General features: G+C 66.4%; 17 protein-coding genes. 6 read left to right on the top strand and 11 right to left on the bottom strand.

Translation table 11 applies throughout. The features are described from left to right. Window positions 1-56: 56 nt before the first annotated feature. A complete protein-coding gene (locus B4M62_RS14465) occupies window positions 57-1,310 on the bottom strand; it encodes a CoA transferase (RefSeq protein ID WP_290714257.1) in 1,254 nt (417 codons plus the stop codon). Next, window positions 1,303-2,532 (bottom strand): acetyl-CoA C-acetyltransferase, encoded by a 1,230-nt coding sequence (locus B4M62_RS14460; RefSeq protein ID WP_290714256.1) that lies wholly within the window; start codon window positions 2,530-2,532, stop codon window positions 1,303-1,305. The genes B4M62_RS14465 and B4M62_RS14460 overlap by 8 nt, the downstream gene beginning before the upstream one ends. A 17-nt stretch (window positions 2,533-2,549) precedes the next feature. Here B4M62_RS14460 and B4M62_RS14455 point away from each other — a divergent pair, with 17 nt between their 5' ends. The 5 genes from B4M62_RS14455 (at window position 2,550) to B4M62_RS14435 (ending at window position 7,181) form a co-directional block, all read left to right on the top strand. Continuing rightward, window positions 2,550-3,797, top strand: a complete 1,248-nt coding sequence (locus B4M62_RS14455; protein WP_290714255.1) for an acyl-CoA dehydrogenase family protein — start codon at window positions 2,550-2,552, stop codon at window positions 3,795-3,797. An 82-nt stretch (window positions 3,798-3,879) separates the two neighbouring features. Further along, window positions 3,880-5,091 carry an acyl-CoA dehydrogenase family protein gene (locus B4M62_RS14450; RefSeq protein WP_290714254.1) on the top strand — a complete coding sequence of 404 codons (1,212 nt, stop codon included), beginning with the start codon at window positions 3,880-3,882 and terminating at the stop codon, window positions 5,089-5,091. After that, window positions 5,088-5,828 carry a 3-oxoacyl-ACP reductase FabG gene (fabG, locus tag B4M62_RS14445; RefSeq protein ID WP_290714253.1) on the top strand — a complete coding sequence of 247 codons (741 nt, stop codon included), beginning with the start codon at window positions 5,088-5,090 and terminating at the stop codon, window positions 5,826-5,828. The genes B4M62_RS14450 and fabG overlap by 4 nt, the downstream gene beginning before the upstream one ends. 7 nt (window positions 5,829-5,835) lie before the next feature. Beyond that, window positions 5,836-6,717 (top strand): FAS1-like dehydratase domain-containing protein, encoded by an 882-nt coding sequence (locus B4M62_RS14440; RefSeq protein ID WP_290714252.1) that lies wholly within the window; start codon window positions 5,836-5,838, stop codon window positions 6,715-6,717. 8 nt (window positions 6,718-6,725) lie between these two features. Next, window positions 6,726-7,181 (top strand): MaoC family dehydratase, encoded by a 456-nt coding sequence (locus B4M62_RS14435; protein WP_290714251.1) that lies wholly within the window; start codon window positions 6,726-6,728, stop codon window positions 7,179-7,181. A gap of 86 nt (window positions 7,182-7,267) precedes the next feature. Here B4M62_RS14435 and B4M62_RS14430 read toward each other — a convergent pair whose 3' ends face one another. The 5 genes from B4M62_RS14430 to B4M62_RS14410 all read right to left on the bottom strand — a co-directional run bounded on the left by B4M62_RS14430 (window position 7,268) and on the right by B4M62_RS14410 (window position 12,358). Continuing rightward, entirely contained in the window at window positions 7,268-8,491 is a 1,224-nt protein-coding gene (locus B4M62_RS14430) for an acetyl-CoA C-acetyltransferase (RefSeq protein ID WP_290714250.1), read from the bottom strand. A gap of 10 nt (window positions 8,492-8,501) precedes the next feature. Then, entirely contained in the window at window positions 8,502-9,650 is a 1,149-nt protein-coding gene (locus B4M62_RS14425; protein ID WP_290714249.1) for an acyl-CoA dehydrogenase family protein, read from the bottom strand. Between the two features lie 92 nt (window positions 9,651-9,742). Next, entirely contained in the window at window positions 9,743-11,035 is a 1,293-nt protein-coding gene (locus tag B4M62_RS14420; RefSeq protein WP_290714248.1) for a TrpB-like pyridoxal phosphate-dependent enzyme, read from the bottom strand. A gap of 110 nt (window positions 11,036-11,145) precedes the next feature. Further along, the gene (locus tag B4M62_RS14415; RefSeq protein ID WP_290714247.1) at window positions 11,146-11,757 is read right to left on the bottom strand and encodes a TetR/AcrR family transcriptional regulator; all 612 of its coding nucleotides are present in this window, start codon (window positions 11,755-11,757) and stop codon (window positions 11,146-11,148) included. Beyond that, the gene (locus B4M62_RS14410) at window positions 11,750-12,358 is read right to left on the bottom strand and encodes a TetR/AcrR family transcriptional regulator (RefSeq protein ID WP_290714246.1); all 609 of its coding nucleotides are present in this window, start codon (window positions 12,356-12,358) and stop codon (window positions 11,750-11,752) included. The genes B4M62_RS14415 and B4M62_RS14410 overlap by 8 nt, the downstream gene beginning before the upstream one ends. A 127-nt stretch (window positions 12,359-12,485) precedes the next feature. Here B4M62_RS14410 and B4M62_RS14405 point away from each other — a divergent pair, with 127 nt between their 5' ends. After that, window positions 12,486-13,352: an oxygenase MpaB family protein gene (locus B4M62_RS14405; RefSeq protein WP_290714245.1), complete on the top strand. Its 867-nt coding sequence runs from the start codon at window positions 12,486-12,488 to the stop codon at window positions 13,350-13,352. Between the two features lie 28 nt (window positions 13,353-13,380). Here B4M62_RS14405 and B4M62_RS14400 read toward each other — a convergent pair whose 3' ends face one another. The 4 genes from B4M62_RS14400 to B4M62_RS14385 form a co-directional block, all read right to left on the bottom strand. After that, entirely contained in the window at window positions 13,381-13,890 is a 510-nt protein-coding gene (locus tag B4M62_RS14400; protein ID WP_290714244.1) for a hypothetical protein, read from the bottom strand. Window positions 13,891-13,954: 64 nt separating this feature from the next. Then, window positions 13,955-15,247 carry an alpha-hydroxy-acid oxidizing protein gene (locus B4M62_RS14395; protein WP_290714243.1) on the bottom strand — a complete coding sequence of 431 codons (1,293 nt, stop codon included), beginning with the start codon at window positions 15,245-15,247 and terminating at the stop codon, window positions 13,955-13,957. Between the two features lie 46 nt (window positions 15,248-15,293). Then, a complete protein-coding gene (locus B4M62_RS14390) occupies window positions 15,294-15,707 on the bottom strand; it encodes a DUF4334 domain-containing protein (protein ID WP_414651859.1) in 414 nt (137 codons plus the stop codon). A gap of 46 nt (window positions 15,708-15,753) precedes the next feature. Beyond that, window positions 15,754-17,238, bottom strand: coding sequence for a flavin-containing monooxygenase (locus B4M62_RS14385; RefSeq protein ID WP_290714241.1), 1,485 nt, complete (start codon window positions 17,236-17,238; stop codon window positions 15,754-15,756). Between the last annotated feature and the right edge of the window lie 139 nt (window positions 17,239-17,377).

The following is a 17,377-nucleotide window of genomic DNA, read 5'->3' as shown; positions in this document are numbered from 1 at the left end:
CGTCGAATCCACCGTGACCCGGGCACAGTCGACGAGATTCGGGACACAGTCGACGGTCAGATGGTGCCAGCGACGCGCAAAGCGCCCAACTCGGCGGCGGAGAGGCCGAGCACTGACCCCAGAATCTCGTCGGTATCGGCACCGAGTTCATGGGCGGGTGACGCGCCGGAATACTCACCGCCGAAACGCATGGGAGCACTGGCGGAGATGACCGGGCCGATGCCGGGCTGCTCGAGGTCGACGAGGACGGGCGCCGACGAGGGGTGGGCGTGAAAGTCGTCAGTGAAGCCGCCCATGGATTGGTAGGGGCCCCAGAGGACGCCGCCGGCCGATAATGCCTGATGAACCTGATCAGTGCTCCGCTCCCGGAACCATGGCCGGATGATCTCCGCGATGGCTTCCCGATGAAGATAGCGGCCCTCGTCGGTAACGAAGTCGGCGCGAAGCGACTCGGCGAGATTGGCGAAAACCGTTGTCGTACTGGTTGTCTCGGTCAGGTTCTTCCACTGCCGCGGCGTCAGCGCGACGACGTAGACGCGACCACCGTCGGCAGTCACCACGTCGATGCCGAAGCTGCCGTACAGATAGTTCCCGTGGCGCGCACGGTCGCCGCGCTGGTCCACCTCGGTGAGCCAGCCGAGATTGGCGACCCACGCCGCCGCGACATCGGCCAAGGCGATGTTGATCTGCGCGCCGTCGCCGGTGCGGCCGCGCCGATAGACCGCGGCGAGGAGAGCGGTGGTCACGGTTTGTCCCGCGATGAGATCCCACGCCGGCAGGACGTGATTGACCGGGTCCACGCCCGGCGGACCGGTCAACTCCGGTACGCCGACCTCGGCATTGACCGTGTAGTCGACGGCACCGCGACCATCAGCGTGGCCTTCGAAATGGACGGTGATCAGGTCCGGGCGCCGAGCGGCCAAGACCTCGTGGGAGAGCCACGGTCGGCCGACGTTGTTATCCACGAAAATCCCCGCGTCGGGGCCGGGGGCGGTCGCCAAGGCGATCACGAGTTCCCGGCCCGCCGGACTGCGGACATCGACCGCAATCGACTTCTTGCCTCGGTTCAGCGACGTCCAGTACAGGCTCTCGCCGTCGGGCGCACCCGTCGTGCCGCGCTGATCCCGCTCGGCGCGCGATCCGACAGCGAGCGGCCAGCGCCGATAGTCCGAGTTCCCGCCCAATGGATCGACGCGGATCACCTCGGCTCCGAGCTGGGCCAGCGTCATCCCCGCCGACGGGCCCGCGACGAAACTCGCGAACTCAACCACCCGCAGGCCGTCGAGCGGTCGCATCGGCACGTCAGCCATCGGCGCGCTCGAAAATCGCCGCAATGCCCTGCCCGCCGCCGATGCACATCGTCTCCAGCGCGTAGCGGCCGTCGCGACGCTCGAGTTCACGCAGCATCGTCGCGAGGATCCGAACACCGGTCGCGCCGACGGGGTGCCCGAGCGAAATGCCGGAGCCGTTGACGTTGATGCGGTCGAAATCGTTGTCACCCAGACCAAGTGCCGCCGTACAGGCGAGTACCTGCGCGGCGAAGGCTTCATTGAGTTCGATGAGATCCAGGTCGGCCAGGCCGATCCCGGCACGCGCCAATGCTGCGGTAGTCGCGGGCACCGGACCGATGCCCATACGTGACGGCTCAACACCGGCCACCGCCCAGGTGACCAGGCGCGCCAGGGGTTTCAGCCCGAGTTGGCCGGCCTTCGCCCGCGTGGTGACGATGCAGACGGCGGCCCCATCGTTCTGACCGCTGGCATTGCCGGCGGTCACCGTCGCGTCCGGGTCGATTCTGCGGCGCACCGGGTTCAGCCCGGCCAGCACGTCCAGGGAGATGTCCGGGCGCGGGTGTTCGTCGCGGTCGACGACGGTGTCGCCGACCGTGATCGGCACGATCTCGTCGGCAAACCGGCCTGCCCGCTGCGCCGCCACCGCGCGACGGTGTGAGGCGTAGGCGAGCTCGTCCTGCGCTTCGCGGGTGATCGCGTACTCAGCGCGAAGGTTCTCCGCGGTTTCGAGCATCCCGCCGTCGACGGGGTGGAGCTTGCCGCCGGCGGTGACCCGGCCGCGGCTGATGCGATCGAGGAGATCGAAGTCTTGGCTGGTCGGACTCGCGTCGCTCCCGGCGCCGGTCAACCCGAAGCGCAATCCCAGCGCGTAATGCTCGGCCTGGCTCATGCTCTCCACGCCGCCCGCCAGGACGAGATCGCAGATCCCGGTCTGTACCCGCATCGCCGCGTCGACGACCGCCTGCAGGCCCGAGCCGCACCGGCGGTCGAGCTGCAGACCCGGCACGGTGACATCGAGCCCGGCGTCGAGGACCGCGACGCGCCCCATGGCCGGCGCCTCGCCGTTCGGGTAGCACTGGCCCAGCAGCGCGTCGTCGATGTCAGCACTGGTGATCCCGGTCCGCGCGACCAGTTCGCGGACCACCGTCGACGCCAGATCCGTGGCGGGCACCGACGCGAAGACACCACCGTAGCGTCCCACCGGGGTGCGGATCGGTTCACAGATCACTGCATCGCGCATGCATTAGTTTCTAACCCATGACCAGGCTTTGCGATACCGCCGATCTCACCAACGTGCAGCGCGACATGCTCGCGACGGTCCGCGATTTCGTCGACGACGCGATCCTTCCGGTCGCCACCGAGCTGGAGGCGGCCGACGAATACCCCGCCGAAATCGTCGCGAAGATGAAGGAAATGGGGATCTTCGGGTTGATGATCCCCGAGGAGTTCGGCGGGCTGGGCGAATCGCTGCTGACCTACGCGCTGGTCGTGGAGGAACTGTCGCGCGGGTGGATGAGCGTGTCCGGCGTGATCAATACCCACTTCATCGTCGCCTATCTGATTCAGCGGCACGGGACGCCGGAACAGCAGGCCAAGTACCTGCCACGGCTGGCGGCCGGGGAGCTGACGGGCGCGTTCTCCATGTCGGAGCCGGCGCTGGGTTCCGACGTCGCCGCAATTACGACGAGCGCGACGCGCGACGGGGATTCCTACCTCGTCAACGGGCAGAAGATGTGGCTGACGAACGGCGCGACATCGTCGCTCGTTGCGGTGTTGGTGCGCACGCCCGGCGCCGGGAGCGGAGCGGGGCCCGGCGCAGTTGCCGAGGGCGCCGACGACGAGCAGGCCCCGGGCGCCCGCCACCGAAGCCTCACGGCTTTCCTGATTGAGAAGGCGCCCGGGTTCGGCGAGGTCGCACCCGGGCTGACCATCCCCGGAAAGATCGACAAGATGGGCTACAAGGGCATCGACACCACCGAGATGCTCTTCGACGGGTTCCGGATCGGCGCCGAGGAGGTACTCGGCGGCGAGCCCGGCCGAGGCTTCTACCACATGATGGATGGCGTCGAGGTCGGGCGCGTGAACGTCGCCGCGCGTGGGGTCGGTGTCGCGCATCGGGCCTTCGAGCTAGGGGCGGCCTACGCGCAGGAACGCAAGACCTTCGGCAAGCCGATTGCTGAGCACCAGGCCGTGCTGTTCCGCCTCGCCGAGATGGGCACCAAGGTGGAGGCAGCACACCAGATGGTGGTGCGCGCAGCGCGACTCAAGGATTCCGGGGAGCGTAACGACCTGGAGGCCGGAATGGCGAAGTTCCTGGCTTCGGAGTACTGCCACGACGTTGTCGAGGATTCCTTCCGCATCCACGGCGGCTACGGGTTTGCGAAGGGCTTCGAGATCGAACGGCTCTACCGTGAGGCGCCGATGCTCCTGATCGGCGAGGGGACCGCCGACATCCAGCGCATGATCATCGGCCGCCGGCTACTGGAGAATTACGCCGCACGGTAGCCCCGATCGGCCAACTCGTGGGTCGCCGCCCGACGACGATCGCATAGAGTCCGACGCAGACCCAACGCGACGAGGAGTGTGCATGTCCGATGCGAGCCCGGCCATCGGCGGCGCCGAGGTAGACGCCGACGACTTCGCCGATATCCACGCGACCGTCCGCGAATTCATCCGCACCAAGGTGGTCCCGCGCGAGCGGGAAATCGCCGACGGTGACGCCATCCCCGCCGACCTGCGCCAAGCCGCCAAGGACGTCGGACTCTTCGGTTTCGCGATCCCGCAAGAGTGGGGCGGCCTCGGCCTCGACCTTGCGCAAGACGTCGAACTCGCCCAAGAATTCGGCTACACCTGCCTCGCCCTGCGCTCCATGTTTGGTACCAACAACGGCATCGCCGGGCAGGTGCTCGTCAACTTCGGCACCGACGAGCAGAAGGCCCAGTGGCTCTCCAAGATCGCCTCCGGCGACGTCGTCGCCTCGTTTGCTCTGACCGAACCGGGCGCCGGCTCCAACCCGGCGGGGCTACGAACCAAAGCTGTCCGCATCGACGAGGCCCAGGCGGACTCCGACTGGATCGTCGACGGCTCGAAATGCTTCATCACCAACGCGCCGACCGCCGATCTCTTCGTCACTTTCGCGCGGGTGCGCCCAGCGGACGCCAGCGGTACTGGTATCGCCGTGTTCCTCATCCCGGCCAACGCCGCCGGCGTCTCCGTCGCCGAGCACGATCGGAAGATGGGCCAGGAGGGCTCGTGGACCGCCGACGTGCATTTCGACGGGGTGCGCGTCCCAGCGTCGGCGCTCGTCGGCGGCGACGTCGACGTCGGGTATCGCGCAGCAATGATCTCGCTGGCGCGTGGCCGGGTGCATATTGCCGGGATCGCTGTCGGCACCGCGCAGCGCGCACTTGACGAGTCGTTGCGCCATGCTGCGGTGACCACCCAGGGCGGCACCCCCATTGGGGACTTTCAGCTGGTCCAGGCGATGCTCGCCGACATGCAGACCGGAGTGATGGCCGGTCGCGCTCTGGTCCGCGACGCCGCGGCGAAATGGGTGAGCGGCGCGGACCGTCGGATCGCACCGTCGGTCGCCAAGCTCTTCTGCACTGAGATGGTCGGCGACGTGGCCGACAAGGCCGTGCAGGTTCATGGCGGCAGCGGCTATATGCGGGAGATGCCGGTCGAGCGGATCTACCGCGATGTGCGCCTGCTGCGACTCTACGAAGGCACCTCGGAGATCCAGCGCCTCATCATCGGTGGCGGTCTCGTGCGCCGGACACAGAAGGAGATCACGTCATGACCGGACTACTCGACGGCAAGACCGCCGTCATCACCGGAGCGGCCCAGGGCATCGGACTGGCCATCGCCAAACGTTTCGCCGCGGAGGGTGCCACCGTTGCGCTCGGCGACTTGAATGCCGAAGCTGTTGCTGACGCCGCCGCCGAGATCGGCGCCGACGTTGCGTTCGGCCTGCGCTGCGACGTCACCGTCGCCGACGACATCGCGGCGCTGCTGGCCGCTGCGGTCGACCGATTCGGAACCCTCGACGTGGTGGTCAACAACGCCGGCATCACCCGCGATTCGACGATGCGCAAGATGACCGGGGCGCAATTCGACCAGGTGATCGACGTGCATCTCAAGGGCACCTGGCTCGGAATGAAGCTGGCCGCCGACATCATGGGCGCCCACGACGGCGGTTCGATCGTCAACATGTCGTCGATCTCGGGCAAGGTCGGCAACTTCGGTCAGACGAACTATGCGGCCGCCAAGGCCGGCATCGTCGCCATGAGCAAGGCAGCGGCCAAAGAGGTGGCCGCCAAAGGGATTCGGATCAACGCCATCCAGCCGGGACTGATCCGCACCGCCATGACCGAGGCGATGCCGACCGAGGCATGGGATTCGAAGCTGGCCGAGATCCCGATGCGCCGGGCCGGCGAGCCCGACGAGATCGCGAAGGTCGCCTTGTTCCTCGCCTCGGATCTGTCGTCGTATATGACCGGCACGGTTCTGGAAGTCACCGGCGGCCGGTATATGTGAGGCCCCGATGTTGCCCGCCTGGGAACCGCACACGGTCGTCAGCACCGAACTGCTCGACCCCGGTCCGGTCGCGGCACTGGCGGCGCTGTTCGACGACGGGTTGCCGGCTCCGCGCGTTGGCGACCCACTCCCCCCGCTGTGGCATTGGGTCGCCCTCCCGCGCTGGTCGCCGTCGGCGCAGGTCGATGTCGACGGTCATCCGTTCCGCGGTTCCTTCCTGCCGCCGGTCGACTTGCCGCGGCGCATGTTCGCCGGCGGGTCGGCGACGTTCGAGGGGCAGTTGCGGGTCGGCGACGAAATCAGGCGGGAATCGGTAGTCGAGTCGGTCACCGAGAAGGACGGCCGCAGCGGCCCGCTGGTCATCGTCGTGACGTCAACGGTGCTCTACGGCTCCGACGGGACGCCTGCCGTCGCCGAAAAACAGCACCTCGTCTTCCGACCGGCCGCGGCGCGAGTGCGCGCAGAATCTCGGTCGCCGATCGATCCGGCGGCGATGGCTCCGGCCGGAACGCCCCTCGTCGACGCCGGTGCCGGCCACTGGGAGTTCCACACCGATCCGGCGCTGCTGATGCGGTTCTCCGCGGCCACTGCCAACGCGCACCGCATCCATTACGACTGGCCGTATGCGACCGGCGTCGAGGGCTACCCGGGGCTCGTCGTGCACGGCCCGTTGATGACGTTGGCGCTGTTGGAGACCCATCGCCTGGCCGGCGCCGGCAGGATTGCGGCGCTGACTCATCGCATCCGGACACCGCTGTTCTGCGGCCAGTCCGGACGGCTCGTGTCCACCCCCACCGCCGGGGGTACTACCGTCGAACTGATGGGTCCCGGCGGTGCCGAGGCGGGAGCCCATGCGACCGTCGAACTCACGCTCGGTGACCTGACCTAGGAGCCACCATGTCCCGTACCTTCACGTCCCTCGACGAAGTCCGCGCTGCGATCGGCGAGGAGATCGGGCCCGGCCCGTCACTGGTCGTCGACCAGGAGCGGATCAACCTCTTCGCCGACGCGACCGGTGACCACCAGTGGATCCACGTCGACCCGCAGCGCGCCAAGGACGGGCCGTTCGGGGCGCCGATTGCGCACGGATATCTAACGTTGTCGCTGATCCCCCTGCTCGGGGCGAGCCTCTACACCATGGACTTCGGCGGGGCACGAATCAACTACGGCGCCAACAAGGTTCGCTTCCCGTCGCCGGTTCCGGTGAACAGCTCGCTGTCGGCGACCGCCACCATCACCGAGGTGACCGAAAGTGCCGCCGGTACCGTCCTGACGGTGAAGTATGTCGTCACCGCCGAAGGATCGCCGAAGCCGGCGTGCGTCGCCGAGACACTCGTCGTCGTCACCCCCTAGCCCTTCCGCCGAGTGGGCACCCCAACTCCACCGAGTGGGCAGTAGGACCGCGCCGAGTGGGCAGTCATCCCGCGCCGAGTGGGCAGTTAAACCGCCTCGAAGGTCGCGGCAAGCCCCTGCCCGCCGCCGACGCACATCGTCGCCAGGCCCGTGCCACCACCACGACGGCGCAGGTCATGGAGCATCGTGGTGACCATTCGGACGCCGGTCGCCCCGATCGGGTGACCGAGTGAGATGCCCGACCCGTTGACGTTGATGCGGTCCTGATCGCCCCACCCCCAACCGCCGAGCACCGCGAGGACCTGAACCGCAAACGCCTCGTTGAGCTCGACGACGTCGATCGCGTCGAGCAACTCGGTGACCGAACGACCGGCGCGCCCCGCAAGCTTCGCGACCGCGGGCACCGGTCCGATCCCCATCCGCGCCGGGTCACACCCGGCAGCCGCCCAATCGGTGAGGAACCCGATCGGCTCGACACCCAGCGATTCCAACTGATCTTCGGCGACGACGAGCAGTCCCGCGGCCGCGTCATTCTGCTGACTCGCATTGCCGGCCGTGACGGTGCCGCCGCGCATGATCGGGCGCAGAAGGCTCAGGGATTCGACAGTGACGTCCGGACGAATGCCCTCGTCTCGGGTGAATTCGACCACGCCGCCACGGCGCTGCGGGACCGGCACGGCGACGGTCTCGTCATCGAAGTTGCCCGCCGCCCAGGCCGCGGCGGCACGCCGGTGGCTGCGCGCCGCGTAGACATCGGCGTCGGCCCGGGAGATTCCGAAGTCGCGGGCGAGGTTTTCAGCGGTCTCGATCATCCCGGCAATCTTGCCGAAGCGGTCCTCGGGCTGGGACCGCGCACGCCCACGGTCGAGCCGGTCGTAGAGTTCCGAGTTGCCCGACCGTGATCCCCACCGGTGCGTCGTCGAGTAGTACTCGATCCGGCTCATCGACTCCACGCCACCGGCCAGTACGGCATCGGCCGCACCGGTCTGCACCATCATCGCGGCGGTCACAATCGCCTGCAGGCCGCCGCCGCACCGACGGTCGAGTTGCATGCCCGGCACGTCGATCGGCAGTCCGGCGTGCAGCGCCAGCCAGCGTCCGACGCAGGGCACCTCAGAATTGGCGTACGACTGGGCAAAGACGACGTCGTCGATACGGCCGGGATCGATTCCGGACCGGTCGACGACGGCCCGCACGATCGTCGCGCCAAGATCCTCGACGGGCAGGTCCTTGAGTGCACCGCCGAAGACGGCGACCGGAGTACGGAGCGGGGCGACGATGGCTGCGCGGCGAAGCTCTTGCCTGGTCATCGAGGGATCCTCAGATCTTGTTGCGGGCGATCAACTGCGCGGCGATCACGTTGCGCTGAATTTCATTGGTGCCCTCGCCGACGATCATCAGCGGCGCATCCCGAAAGTACCGCTCGACGTCAAACTCCTTGGAATAGCCGTAGCCGCCGTGCACGCGGACCGCATCCAGCGCGATCTCCATGGCCGTCTCCGACGCGAAGAGTTTCGCCATGCCGGCTTCCATGTCGGCCCGCTCGCCGCGGTCGAGCTTCTGCGCCGCATCGACGGTGAGCAGTCGCGCGGCCTGCTGCTTGGTCGCCATATCGGCGAGCATGTTGCCCACCGACTGGTGCTTCCAAATCGGCTGGCCGAAGGATTCTCGTTCCTGTGCATACTTTGTCGCCGCCTCGAGCGCGGCCTGTCCGACGCCCAATGCACGTGAAGCCACCTGGATGCGCCCGACTTCCAGTCCGCGCATCATGTGCGCCCACCCCCGGTTCGGCTCACCGCCGAGCACGGCATCGGCGGGCACCGGCATCGCGTCGAATACCAGCTCGCAGGCTTCGACCCCGCGATACCCGAGCTTGGGGAGCTTCCGGGATATCGCGAACCCCTCGCCCGGTTCGACGAGCAAGACGCTCATGCCCGTGTGTGCCGGTGTGACGTCGCGGTCGGTGCGGCACAGGAGTCCGACGAGGCCCGAGTGTGCGGCATTGGAGATCCACGTCTTCGAGCCGGTGATGACGTAGCCGTCGCCGGTGGGGACGGCGTTGGTGCGCATCGCCTGAAGGTCGCTGCCGCCACCCGGTTCGGTGAGCGCCATGGTGGCACGGATCGCCCCCTCTGCCATCGCACCGAGATACTTGTCCTGCTGCTCCGGCGTGCCGAAGGTCTTGATCAGGTAGGTGATCACCGAGTGGCCGCCAATCGCTCCAGCCAGACTCATCCAGCCGCGGGCCAACTCTTCGCAGACGCGTGCGAAGCACGCCATGCTGACATCCACGCCGCCATACTCGGCGGGCGCGAGCAGGCCGAAGAACCCGAGCTTTTTCATCTCCTCGATGAACTCTTCGGGATAGACATCGTCCTCGTCGAACTCTCGGACGTTCCCGACAACCCGCTGGTCGATGAAGTCGCGCACCAGCGCGACCATCGATTCCTCCGCTTCAGTCAGCGTCATGCCATCCCTTCCGCCGGGCTTCAGCTAAGCACGCGCTGCCGTCGCCGGGCCCAGTCGGCGAAGCTCGGGCCCAGTCGGCGGAGCTAGGGCCGTCAGAACTTGCCGTCGAGGAACTCCGCGTAGGCGGGCAGGTCGAGCTGACCATGCCCGGATAGCCCGATCACCACGACTTCCTCTTTGTCGCTGTCGGCGACATGAGCCGCGCAGGCCGCGATCGCATGCGTCGACTCGGGTGCGGGCACGATCCCCTGAGTCCGCGCGAACTGCACGCCCGCGGCGAATGCGTCGTGCTGGCTGATCGCCACCCCCTCGACGAGCCCCAGCTCGACGGTGTGGCTCAGCGCCGGCGCCATTCCGTGATAGCGCAGACCGCCGGCATGAATGGGGTCGGGTACGAAATCCATGCCCAGCGTGTGCATCTTCAGTAGCGGCGTGAGACCTGCGACGTCGCCGTGGTCGTAGCGATACTCGCCTTGGGTGATCGACGGACAGGCCGCCGGCTCGGCCGCGACGATGCGCGGGTTGGACCGTCCATGGATCAACTCGCGGATAAACGGGAAGGCCAATCCACCGAGATTCGACCCGCCCCCCGCGCAGCCGAAGATCACATCGGCCCCATCCGGTTCGACGAGGGCCAATTGTTCGACGGCCTCCTGCCCGATCACACTCTGATGCAGCACCACATGGTTGAGCACGCTGCCCAGGGCATACCGCGTCGAGGGGTCCTTCGCGGCGACCTCGACAGCCTCGCTGACCGCCATTCCCAGACTCCCCGTCGTGGTGGGGTCCTTCGCCAGCATCGCCCGGCCCGACTCGGTGAGGTCCGATGGACTCGGGTGCACAGTCGCGCCGTAGGTGCGCATGAGGTAGCCGCGGTAGGGCTTTGAGTCGTAGGAGGCCCGCACCTGCCATACCTCTACGTCGATGCCGAACTGGGCGCCCGCGAAGGCGAGCGCGCTGCCCCACTGGCCCGCTCCCGTCTCGGTGGTCAGCTTGGTGACACCGTCGACGTAGTTGTAATACGCCTGCGCAACCGCCGAATTCGTCTTGTGACTGCCGACGGGGCTAACGCCCTCGTACTTGACGTAGATGCGCGCTTTGGTGTTCAGCGCCTCCTCGAATCTGCGTGCCCGCAACAGCGGCGACGGCCGCCACATCTGGTAGATCTCCCGAACCGGCTCGGGGATCTCGATGTACGGCTCGCTGGCCACCTCCTGCATGATCAGCCCCATCGGGAACAGGGCGGCGAGGTCGTCGGGCCCGACCGGCTCCTTGGTTCCCGGGTGCAGATGCGGCGGGATGGGCTCGGCGAGCTCGGCGGCGAGGTTGTACCAATGCGTCGGGACGTCGACGTACACAGCGTCGTTCGCGGGAGTGGCAGTCATGCTGGTCACCCTAGCGCCGAGACCGGTCGGCCACTGCTGAAAACCTCCCCCTGGCGAACCACGAACGTGATTATCACCTCGACCAGTCGTCCTGGTGCGGTTCTCAGCAGCTACGCGGTCAGCCCGACGATCGCGCGAGCAAAGCCGAGATTCTCGGCGATCAACTCGTCGGGGCTCATCGCACCGTCGACGCGGTACCAGGTGGACACTCCGACACACATTGTCGTGATCGCGCGCCCCGCCCCCTTGGCCGCGGTCGTCGTGAAGTCGCCGCCGGCCACCCCGGCGGCAATGATGTCGTCGACAATCCGCTGCTGGCGATCGCGCAAACCGACATAGGTGTCGCGGTAGCCGTCATCGATGCTGCGAATCTCGGTGGAGCCAATGAACGCCTGCTCCTGACGAAACATGTGGAAGCGCAACAGCGACTCGACAACGGCATCGAATTGGGCGACCGGTTTGGCGCCGGCCTCGGCGACGGCCTGCTCACAGCGCGCCACCAGATCAAGCATGGTGAGCTCGAGTAGTCCCTGCAGCAGTGACTGTTTCGACGGGTAGTGATGATAGAGCCCGGGGACCGACAGCTTCGCCCGAGCTGCGATTTCGCGGACCGACGTGCCGTGATAGCCGTGCTCGGCGAACGCCAGCAGCGCGGCCTCCAGTGGTGCGGGCAGTGTCCGCGGTCCGTAGATCCGCCACCCGCCACTGACCGTGCTACTCACCGATCAGCAACGCGGTGCAGGAGCCGATCAGTTCCTCGCGCGCCATCGGCACCCGATCATCGAGCCACGCGGCCAAGAGGTTCCCCAGTCCCCCGACGCGGTAGTAGGCCGCCGCGACATCCTCGGATGATGCGGGATGGTGTACCCCGGCGGTGGACTGGGCGGTCAGTGCGGCGAGGTTCTCGGTCGCGGCGAGACGACGGGCGGCCAGCGTCGCGGAGACGAGCGTCGGCGTGAACAACAGGCGCCCCTTTCGGCGGTCGCCGTCGATCACGTCGACGATGGCGGCGACGGCTCCGCGCACCCTGGCATGAATGCTGGCCCGCCGAGAAAAGGCCGTGCTCGCACTGCGCATGATCTCGTCGATGACCCGGTCGTAGGTTGCGGCCACAAGATCGTCGACCGATACGAAGCTCTCGTAGAAATAGCGCGCGGTCAGGCGCGCCTCGCGGCACACGCCGCGCACACTGATCGAGCCGCCCGCACTGGACCCCAGGGATTCCAGCGCAGCGTCCAGGAGCTGTTCGCGTCGCCGTGCGACACGTTCGTCGCCGTGCTCGCCGGCATAGGTGCGCAGCGCAGTCATCGATTGAGCAGGCATGCACCCCATTGTGACATCGACGTTGACACCGCCGGGCCGAGCGCGTTGAATTGAACTGATAACGACCGTTGTCACACTGCGGCTCGCCAGCCGATGACACAATCATGAGTACAACCGAGGAGTGAGCATGGCCATGAAGTCTTACGTCCCCCCGGAGCAGCGTCCGGCACGCATGTCGCGCGAGGACATGGATGCCCTGACCTCGCCGGACATCAAGATCCACAGTGCCGCACTACTGGCCGGCGTGACCAACGTCATCATGCAGCTCGCCAACGCCCCGGTGGGTCGCGGGGTGGTGGAGAGCAAGGTCGAATCCGGCAACCTGCTGAAGCATCCGGTGAAACGCACGCGAACGACGTTGAGCTACCTTTCGGTGGCCGCACTGGGCAACGCCGAAGACCGTAAGGCCTACCGCGAGGCCGTGAACTCGGCCCACCGGCAGGTTCACTCAACCGCCGACTCCCCGATCAAGTACAACGCCATGGACCCCAAGCTTCAGCTGTGGGTCGCGGCGTGCCTGTACAAGGGCTGGGAGGATGTCGCACTCCTCTACGGCAAGCCGGGGGAAGTGACCGAAGAGGCTTACCAGCAGGGTGCGGTGATGGGTACGACGCTGCAGGTTCCACGGGAGATGTGGCCGGCGACCCGCGCCGATTTCCAGCGGTATTGGGATGAAACAGTCGAGGGAATCGAGATCGACCCCGAAGTCCGCGACTACCTCATGAAGCTGACCCAGCTCCGCCTACTTGGACCACGAGTCGGCCGCGTCTTTAGTTGGTTCAGCGAAGCGCTCACGCTTGGCTATCTGCCCCCGGAGTTTCGGGACAAGATGAACTGGTACCCATCCCGTGGCCAGCAGCGGCTCTTCCAAGCGAACAACAAGGCCATCCGGCTGACCAGCCGGGTGACACCCAACTCGATTCAAGTGCTGCCATTCCGCCTGCTCCTCGAAGAGACCCGGTGGCGCCGACGCACTGGCCGACCACTGATCTAACCCAGTAGTCGCGGCGTACCAGGCTGGGCTACGCCTTCACGCAGCGGAGTGGCTTATCGACTTGCCAATCGGTAGGGACGTTGGCGGCTTTGGCGTCATAAGTCGTCCCCTTGGCGTATCCGTCAGACTGGACTGCGCCTCGGTAGATGCCAACCGGACCGTTAGACCATTTCACGGTCATCTGGAACTTCTTGCCGACAATTCCTCCGGTCGCAGTCCCATGCATCCGTGCCGCTTCATAGGTGGCATCGCCAAAGCTCTGGTTGATCGAGTCGCCAAGCATGCTGGAGAACGGGATCCAGGACACCCTGTTGTGGTAAGCCGATGCAACCGCGGGCGCGGAAACCTTGGTACCGTTCGCCGTGAACCCGGTGTACCAGCCATTCTCTTGGTTCAAGTTGGTCTTACCGGTAAACGCCCATTGCGAGCACGTCGTCGCACTTGCGGACCCCGCTCCGATGGAGACCGTGGCGGCCACTGCCAGCGTGGTCGCGAGTACGCAAATCCGAGTCGTCGACTTCGTGGTTGTTATTTTCATACACTCGATCATCCTGTGCCCGGTTCGCGATCGTTCGAGTAGTCGACTACTCGAATTCTGCTGGCTAGTAGTCGAGCTTGCTCAGCGCACCTCGGTCCAGCGACGCGACGTCGGTGTGCCCCGACAACCCCATCGTCAGGTCCAATTCGGCGGTGATGTTCGCCATGACCTCGGCCACTCCCGCCTGCCCCCTGAGCGCCAACCCGTACATGTGCGGCCGGCCGATGCACGCGGCGTCGGCACCGAGGGCCAGCGCCTTGAACACGTCGGCACCGGTGCGGATGCCCGAATCGACCAGAATCTTTGTTTGACCGCCCACCGCATCCACGACGTCGACGAGGGCGTCGATCGACCCGATCGACCCGTCGACCTGGCGCCCGCCGTGGTTGGACACGATGATTCCGTCAACCCCGAGTCCGACCGCCTGCCGCGCGTCGTCGGGGTGCAGAATCCCCTTCAGCACAATGGGTAGCGACGTCCGCGCGCGCAACCCCGCAATATCGGTCCACGACAGACTGGGCCGTGAATAGATCTCCAGGAACGTCTCAACCGCGGCCCTCGGATGCTTGTCGACGAGGTTGCGCCACCAGGCTCCCGGCGCGTTGCGGGCGATCGAGACCAGCGTCTTGATCGCGCCCAGCGACGGCTTCGGCGATTCGGCCTCGGGGTCCGGGTTAGCCACCTTCTCGTCGACGATGGCCCGGAACCGCGGATCGCCGGTGTACTGCGCTATGCCCTCGCCTTGGGCGAACGGCAACGAGCCGAGGTTGAGGTCCTGCGGGCGCCACCCCAGCATCGTCGTGTCGAGGGTCACCGCGACCGCCGACGCCCCGGTGGCCTCGGCGCGACGCAGGAAGCTGTCGACGAGGCCTTCGTCGACCGACCAGTACAGCTGAAACCAGCGCGGCGCACCCGCGGCGACGGTATCCATCGCGGTGGTGACGTCCTCCATCGCCGAACTGCCCTGGTTGGACAGAATGTAGGGCAATCCGAGCGACGCCGCAGCCTTGCCGATCGCGATGTCGGCGTTGCGCGCGACGAGCCCACCCGCCCCGACTGGTGACAGCAGCAGTGGTGCCGGAAGGGTCTGGCCGAACAGTTCGATGCTCAGCGATCGCTGCGAGGTATCGCGCAACACCCGGGGCACGATCGCCCACCGATCGAGGGCCCGACGGTTAGCGCGCATCGTCGCGCCTTCGCCGGCCCCACCCGCGATGTAGGCCCACGCCTTGGGGGACATGGCCTGCCGCGCCCGCCGCTCGAGCTCGCCGAAGTCAGTGGGGACCGTGGGACGCGCATCGGCAATACCCGCCCGGTAGATGGCGTTCTGCCGCTCCCGGCCCCAACCCTGGTCCACGCTCGCCGCCTATCGCCGATGAGTACTGGGAATACGTGCCACGATCTCAGTCCCGCACCAGGTAGAAGTAGAAGTGGTGCTCGCGCACGAGTGAGGACTTGCCGTTCATGATGCCCATGAGCGTCTGATCGTCGACGCGCTTGAAATGATCGATGACCGCTTGCCCGTCATAGACCATCGACGCGGTGACCTCACCGCGGAACTCGACATGCCACAGACTGGCCTCACCGTTGCCGAGCTCCTTGTTCGAATACAACTCACCGTCGGCGCCCCGACATACCAACGGCTGCACGTCGAGAGCCGATCGAAATGTCTTGCCGTGCCAGCCGACCTGTTCCAGTTGACCGTCCATCGGGTGGCCGGTGGGCAGTTCGCCGCCGCGCCACGCGCCGAGAATCTCGTCGATCCGGACCGTCGGCAGTTGCGCCCACAGTTGATCCAGCGCTTCGCGCGAGTTCATCTCCCCGGAGTCGACTCGGGCCAGTATCTGCCCGGCAGCGTCGTTCTCAGGCATCAGCGGCCTCCCGGTCCTCGACCGTACCGAAGACCATCGATTCGGTGATGTCGTAGCGGCGCGCGTCGTACGCGTCGAGCACCAGGTTATGCCGCACGACCCACGGCTGTGTCCGCGCCGCCTTGGGTAAATTGCCCTCAGCACGTGCGACGTAACCAGAATCGAGCTCGAGTAGCGGCGCATCCTGCAGGACTGCTCCACCCGTACTCGGATAGGCGTGTGTGTAATCTTCCCGTCGCATGTGCTCAATCAACTTGGCCACCGCCTGCGCGGTCAGATCGACGCGCAACGTCCATGAGGCATTGGTGTAGCCGACGGCCCACGCCATGTTCGGGACGTCGTTGAGCATGTAGCCGCGGTAGGCGTACTTGTCGCCCGGCTTCTGTTCCGCCCCGTCGATCGATACCGTCGCGCCGCCCATCGCGACGAGTTCCAGTCCGGTGGCCGTAACGACGATGTCAGCATCGAGGTGCTTGCCCGACTTCAGGTCGAGGCCCGTCGGCGTGAATGTCTCGATCTGGTCGGTGACAACGTCGGCTTTCCCACTGCGTATTGCGGTGTATAGATCGCCGGCCGGAATCACGCAGAGCCGCTGATCCCACGGCTCATACTGTGGCTTGAAATGCACATCCACCGGGTAGTCCTTCGGTAGCTGCCATTTGGCCATCCGCCGCAGGGTCCGACGCGACAACTTCGGGAAACGGCGGCAGTACATGTAGAACGCATAGGTACCCAAGGCGTTGCGCACACGAATGAGGTGGTGGGCGGCCTTGCCGGGAAGCACCTTGAGTGCGATCTTGGTCATCGGATCGTCCCACGGCAGCGCGAGCATGTAGGTCGGCGAACGCTGCAGCATGGTGATCTTCTCGACCTCGTCGGCCATGGACGGAATCAGCGTCACAGCGGTGGCGCCCGAGCCGATGACGACGACCTTCTTGCCTCGATAGTCCAGGTCTCGCGGCCAGAACTGCGGATGCACCACCTGCCCGGCGAACTGGTCGATGCCCGGGAAAGCCGGGTCGTAGCCGCGGTCATAGCGGTAGTAGCCGGAGCAGACGTAGAGGAATCGTGCGACATATTCGCGGGTCTCGCCGTCGACTTCGGTGGTCACGGTCCACCGGTCGGTCGAGGTATCGAAGTTGGCGGCGATGACTTTGACGCCGAAGTCGATGTGCTTGTCGATCCCGAAATGTTGGGCCGCGTCGGCGAGATACTCCCGGATCTCATGGCCGAGGGCGACGGTGCGCGTGCCCTTCCACGGGTACCACGGAAAGCTGAGCGTGAAAATGTCGGAGTCGCTGCGCACACCCGGGTAACGAAACAGGTCCCAGGTGCCGCCGAGCCGGTCACGCTGCTCGACAACCGTGTAGGCCAAGGCGGGGTTGCGCTCGGTCAGCCGGTATGCGGCGTCGATGCCAGAGAGACCGGCTCCCACAATGAGGACGTCGAGGACGTCGTCGGTTCTCGCGGCGGGCATGTGTAAGTACCTCCTTGGGAGGGGAGTTTTTCCCATCCTAACCAATGTAACAATGACTGTTGTCGCGATATGGCTAGCTGGCCGCCCTCTTGGCGGGCGCCTTCCTTGCCGCCGACTTCTTTGCCGGGGTCTTCTTTGC

The sequence above is a fragment of the Gordonia sp. UBA5067 genome (assembly GCF_002414845.1).
GTDB classification, from domain to species: domain Bacteria; phylum Actinomycetota; class Actinomycetes; order Mycobacteriales; family Mycobacteriaceae; genus Gordonia; species Gordonia defluvii.
This window is presented reverse-complemented; position numbering and strand designations above follow the sequence as displayed.

Excerpts from the sequence above, each read along its gene's own strand:
- B4M62_RS14385 (WP_290714241.1), bottom strand. The coding sequence starts at position 17,238 with ATGCCCGCCGCGAGAACCGACGACGTCCTCGACGTCCTCATTGTGGGA.
- B4M62_RS14400 (WP_290714244.1), bottom strand. The coding sequence starts at position 13,890 with ATGAAAATAACAACCACGAAGTCGACGACTCGGATTTGCGTACTCGCG.
- B4M62_RS14390 (WP_414651859.1), bottom strand. The coding sequence starts at position 15,707 with ATGAACTCGCGCGAAGCGCTGGATCAACTGTGGGCGCAACTGCCGACG.
- B4M62_RS14430 (WP_290714250.1), bottom strand. The coding sequence starts at position 8,491 with ATGACCAGGCAAGAGCTTCGCCGCGCAGCCATCGTCGCCCCGCTCCGT.
- B4M62_RS14435 (WP_290714251.1), top strand. The coding sequence starts at position 6,726 with ATGTCCCGTACCTTCACGTCCCTCGACGAAGTCCGCGCTGCGATCGGC.
- fabG (WP_290714253.1), top strand. The coding sequence starts at position 5,088 with ATGACCGGACTACTCGACGGCAAGACCGCCGTCATCACCGGAGCGGCC.
- B4M62_RS14410 (WP_290714246.1), bottom strand. The coding sequence starts at position 12,358 with ATGCCTGCTCAATCGATGACTGCGCTGCGCACCTATGCCGGCGAGCAC.
- B4M62_RS14450 (WP_290714254.1), top strand. The coding sequence starts at position 3,880 with ATGTCCGATGCGAGCCCGGCCATCGGCGGCGCCGAGGTAGACGCCGAC.
- B4M62_RS14455 (WP_290714255.1), top strand. The coding sequence starts at position 2,550 with ATGACCAGGCTTTGCGATACCGCCGATCTCACCAACGTGCAGCGCGAC.
- B4M62_RS14420 (WP_290714248.1), bottom strand. The coding sequence starts at position 11,035 with ATGACTGCCACTCCCGCGAACGACGCTGTGTACGTCGACGTCCCGACG.
- B4M62_RS14460 (WP_290714256.1), bottom strand. The coding sequence starts at position 2,532 with ATGCGCGATGCAGTGATCTGTGAACCGATCCGCACCCCGGTGGGACGC.
- B4M62_RS14405 (WP_290714245.1), top strand. The coding sequence starts at position 12,486 with ATGGCCATGAAGTCTTACGTCCCCCCGGAGCAGCGTCCGGCACGCATG.
- B4M62_RS14425 (WP_290714249.1), bottom strand. The coding sequence starts at position 9,650 with ATGACGCTGACTGAAGCGGAGGAATCGATGGTCGCGCTGGTGCGCGAC.
- B4M62_RS14465 (WP_290714257.1), bottom strand. The coding sequence starts at position 1,310 with ATGGCTGACGTGCCGATGCGACCGCTCGACGGCCTGCGGGTGGTTGAG.
- B4M62_RS14440 (WP_290714252.1), top strand. The coding sequence starts at position 5,836 with ATGTTGCCCGCCTGGGAACCGCACACGGTCGTCAGCACCGAACTGCTC.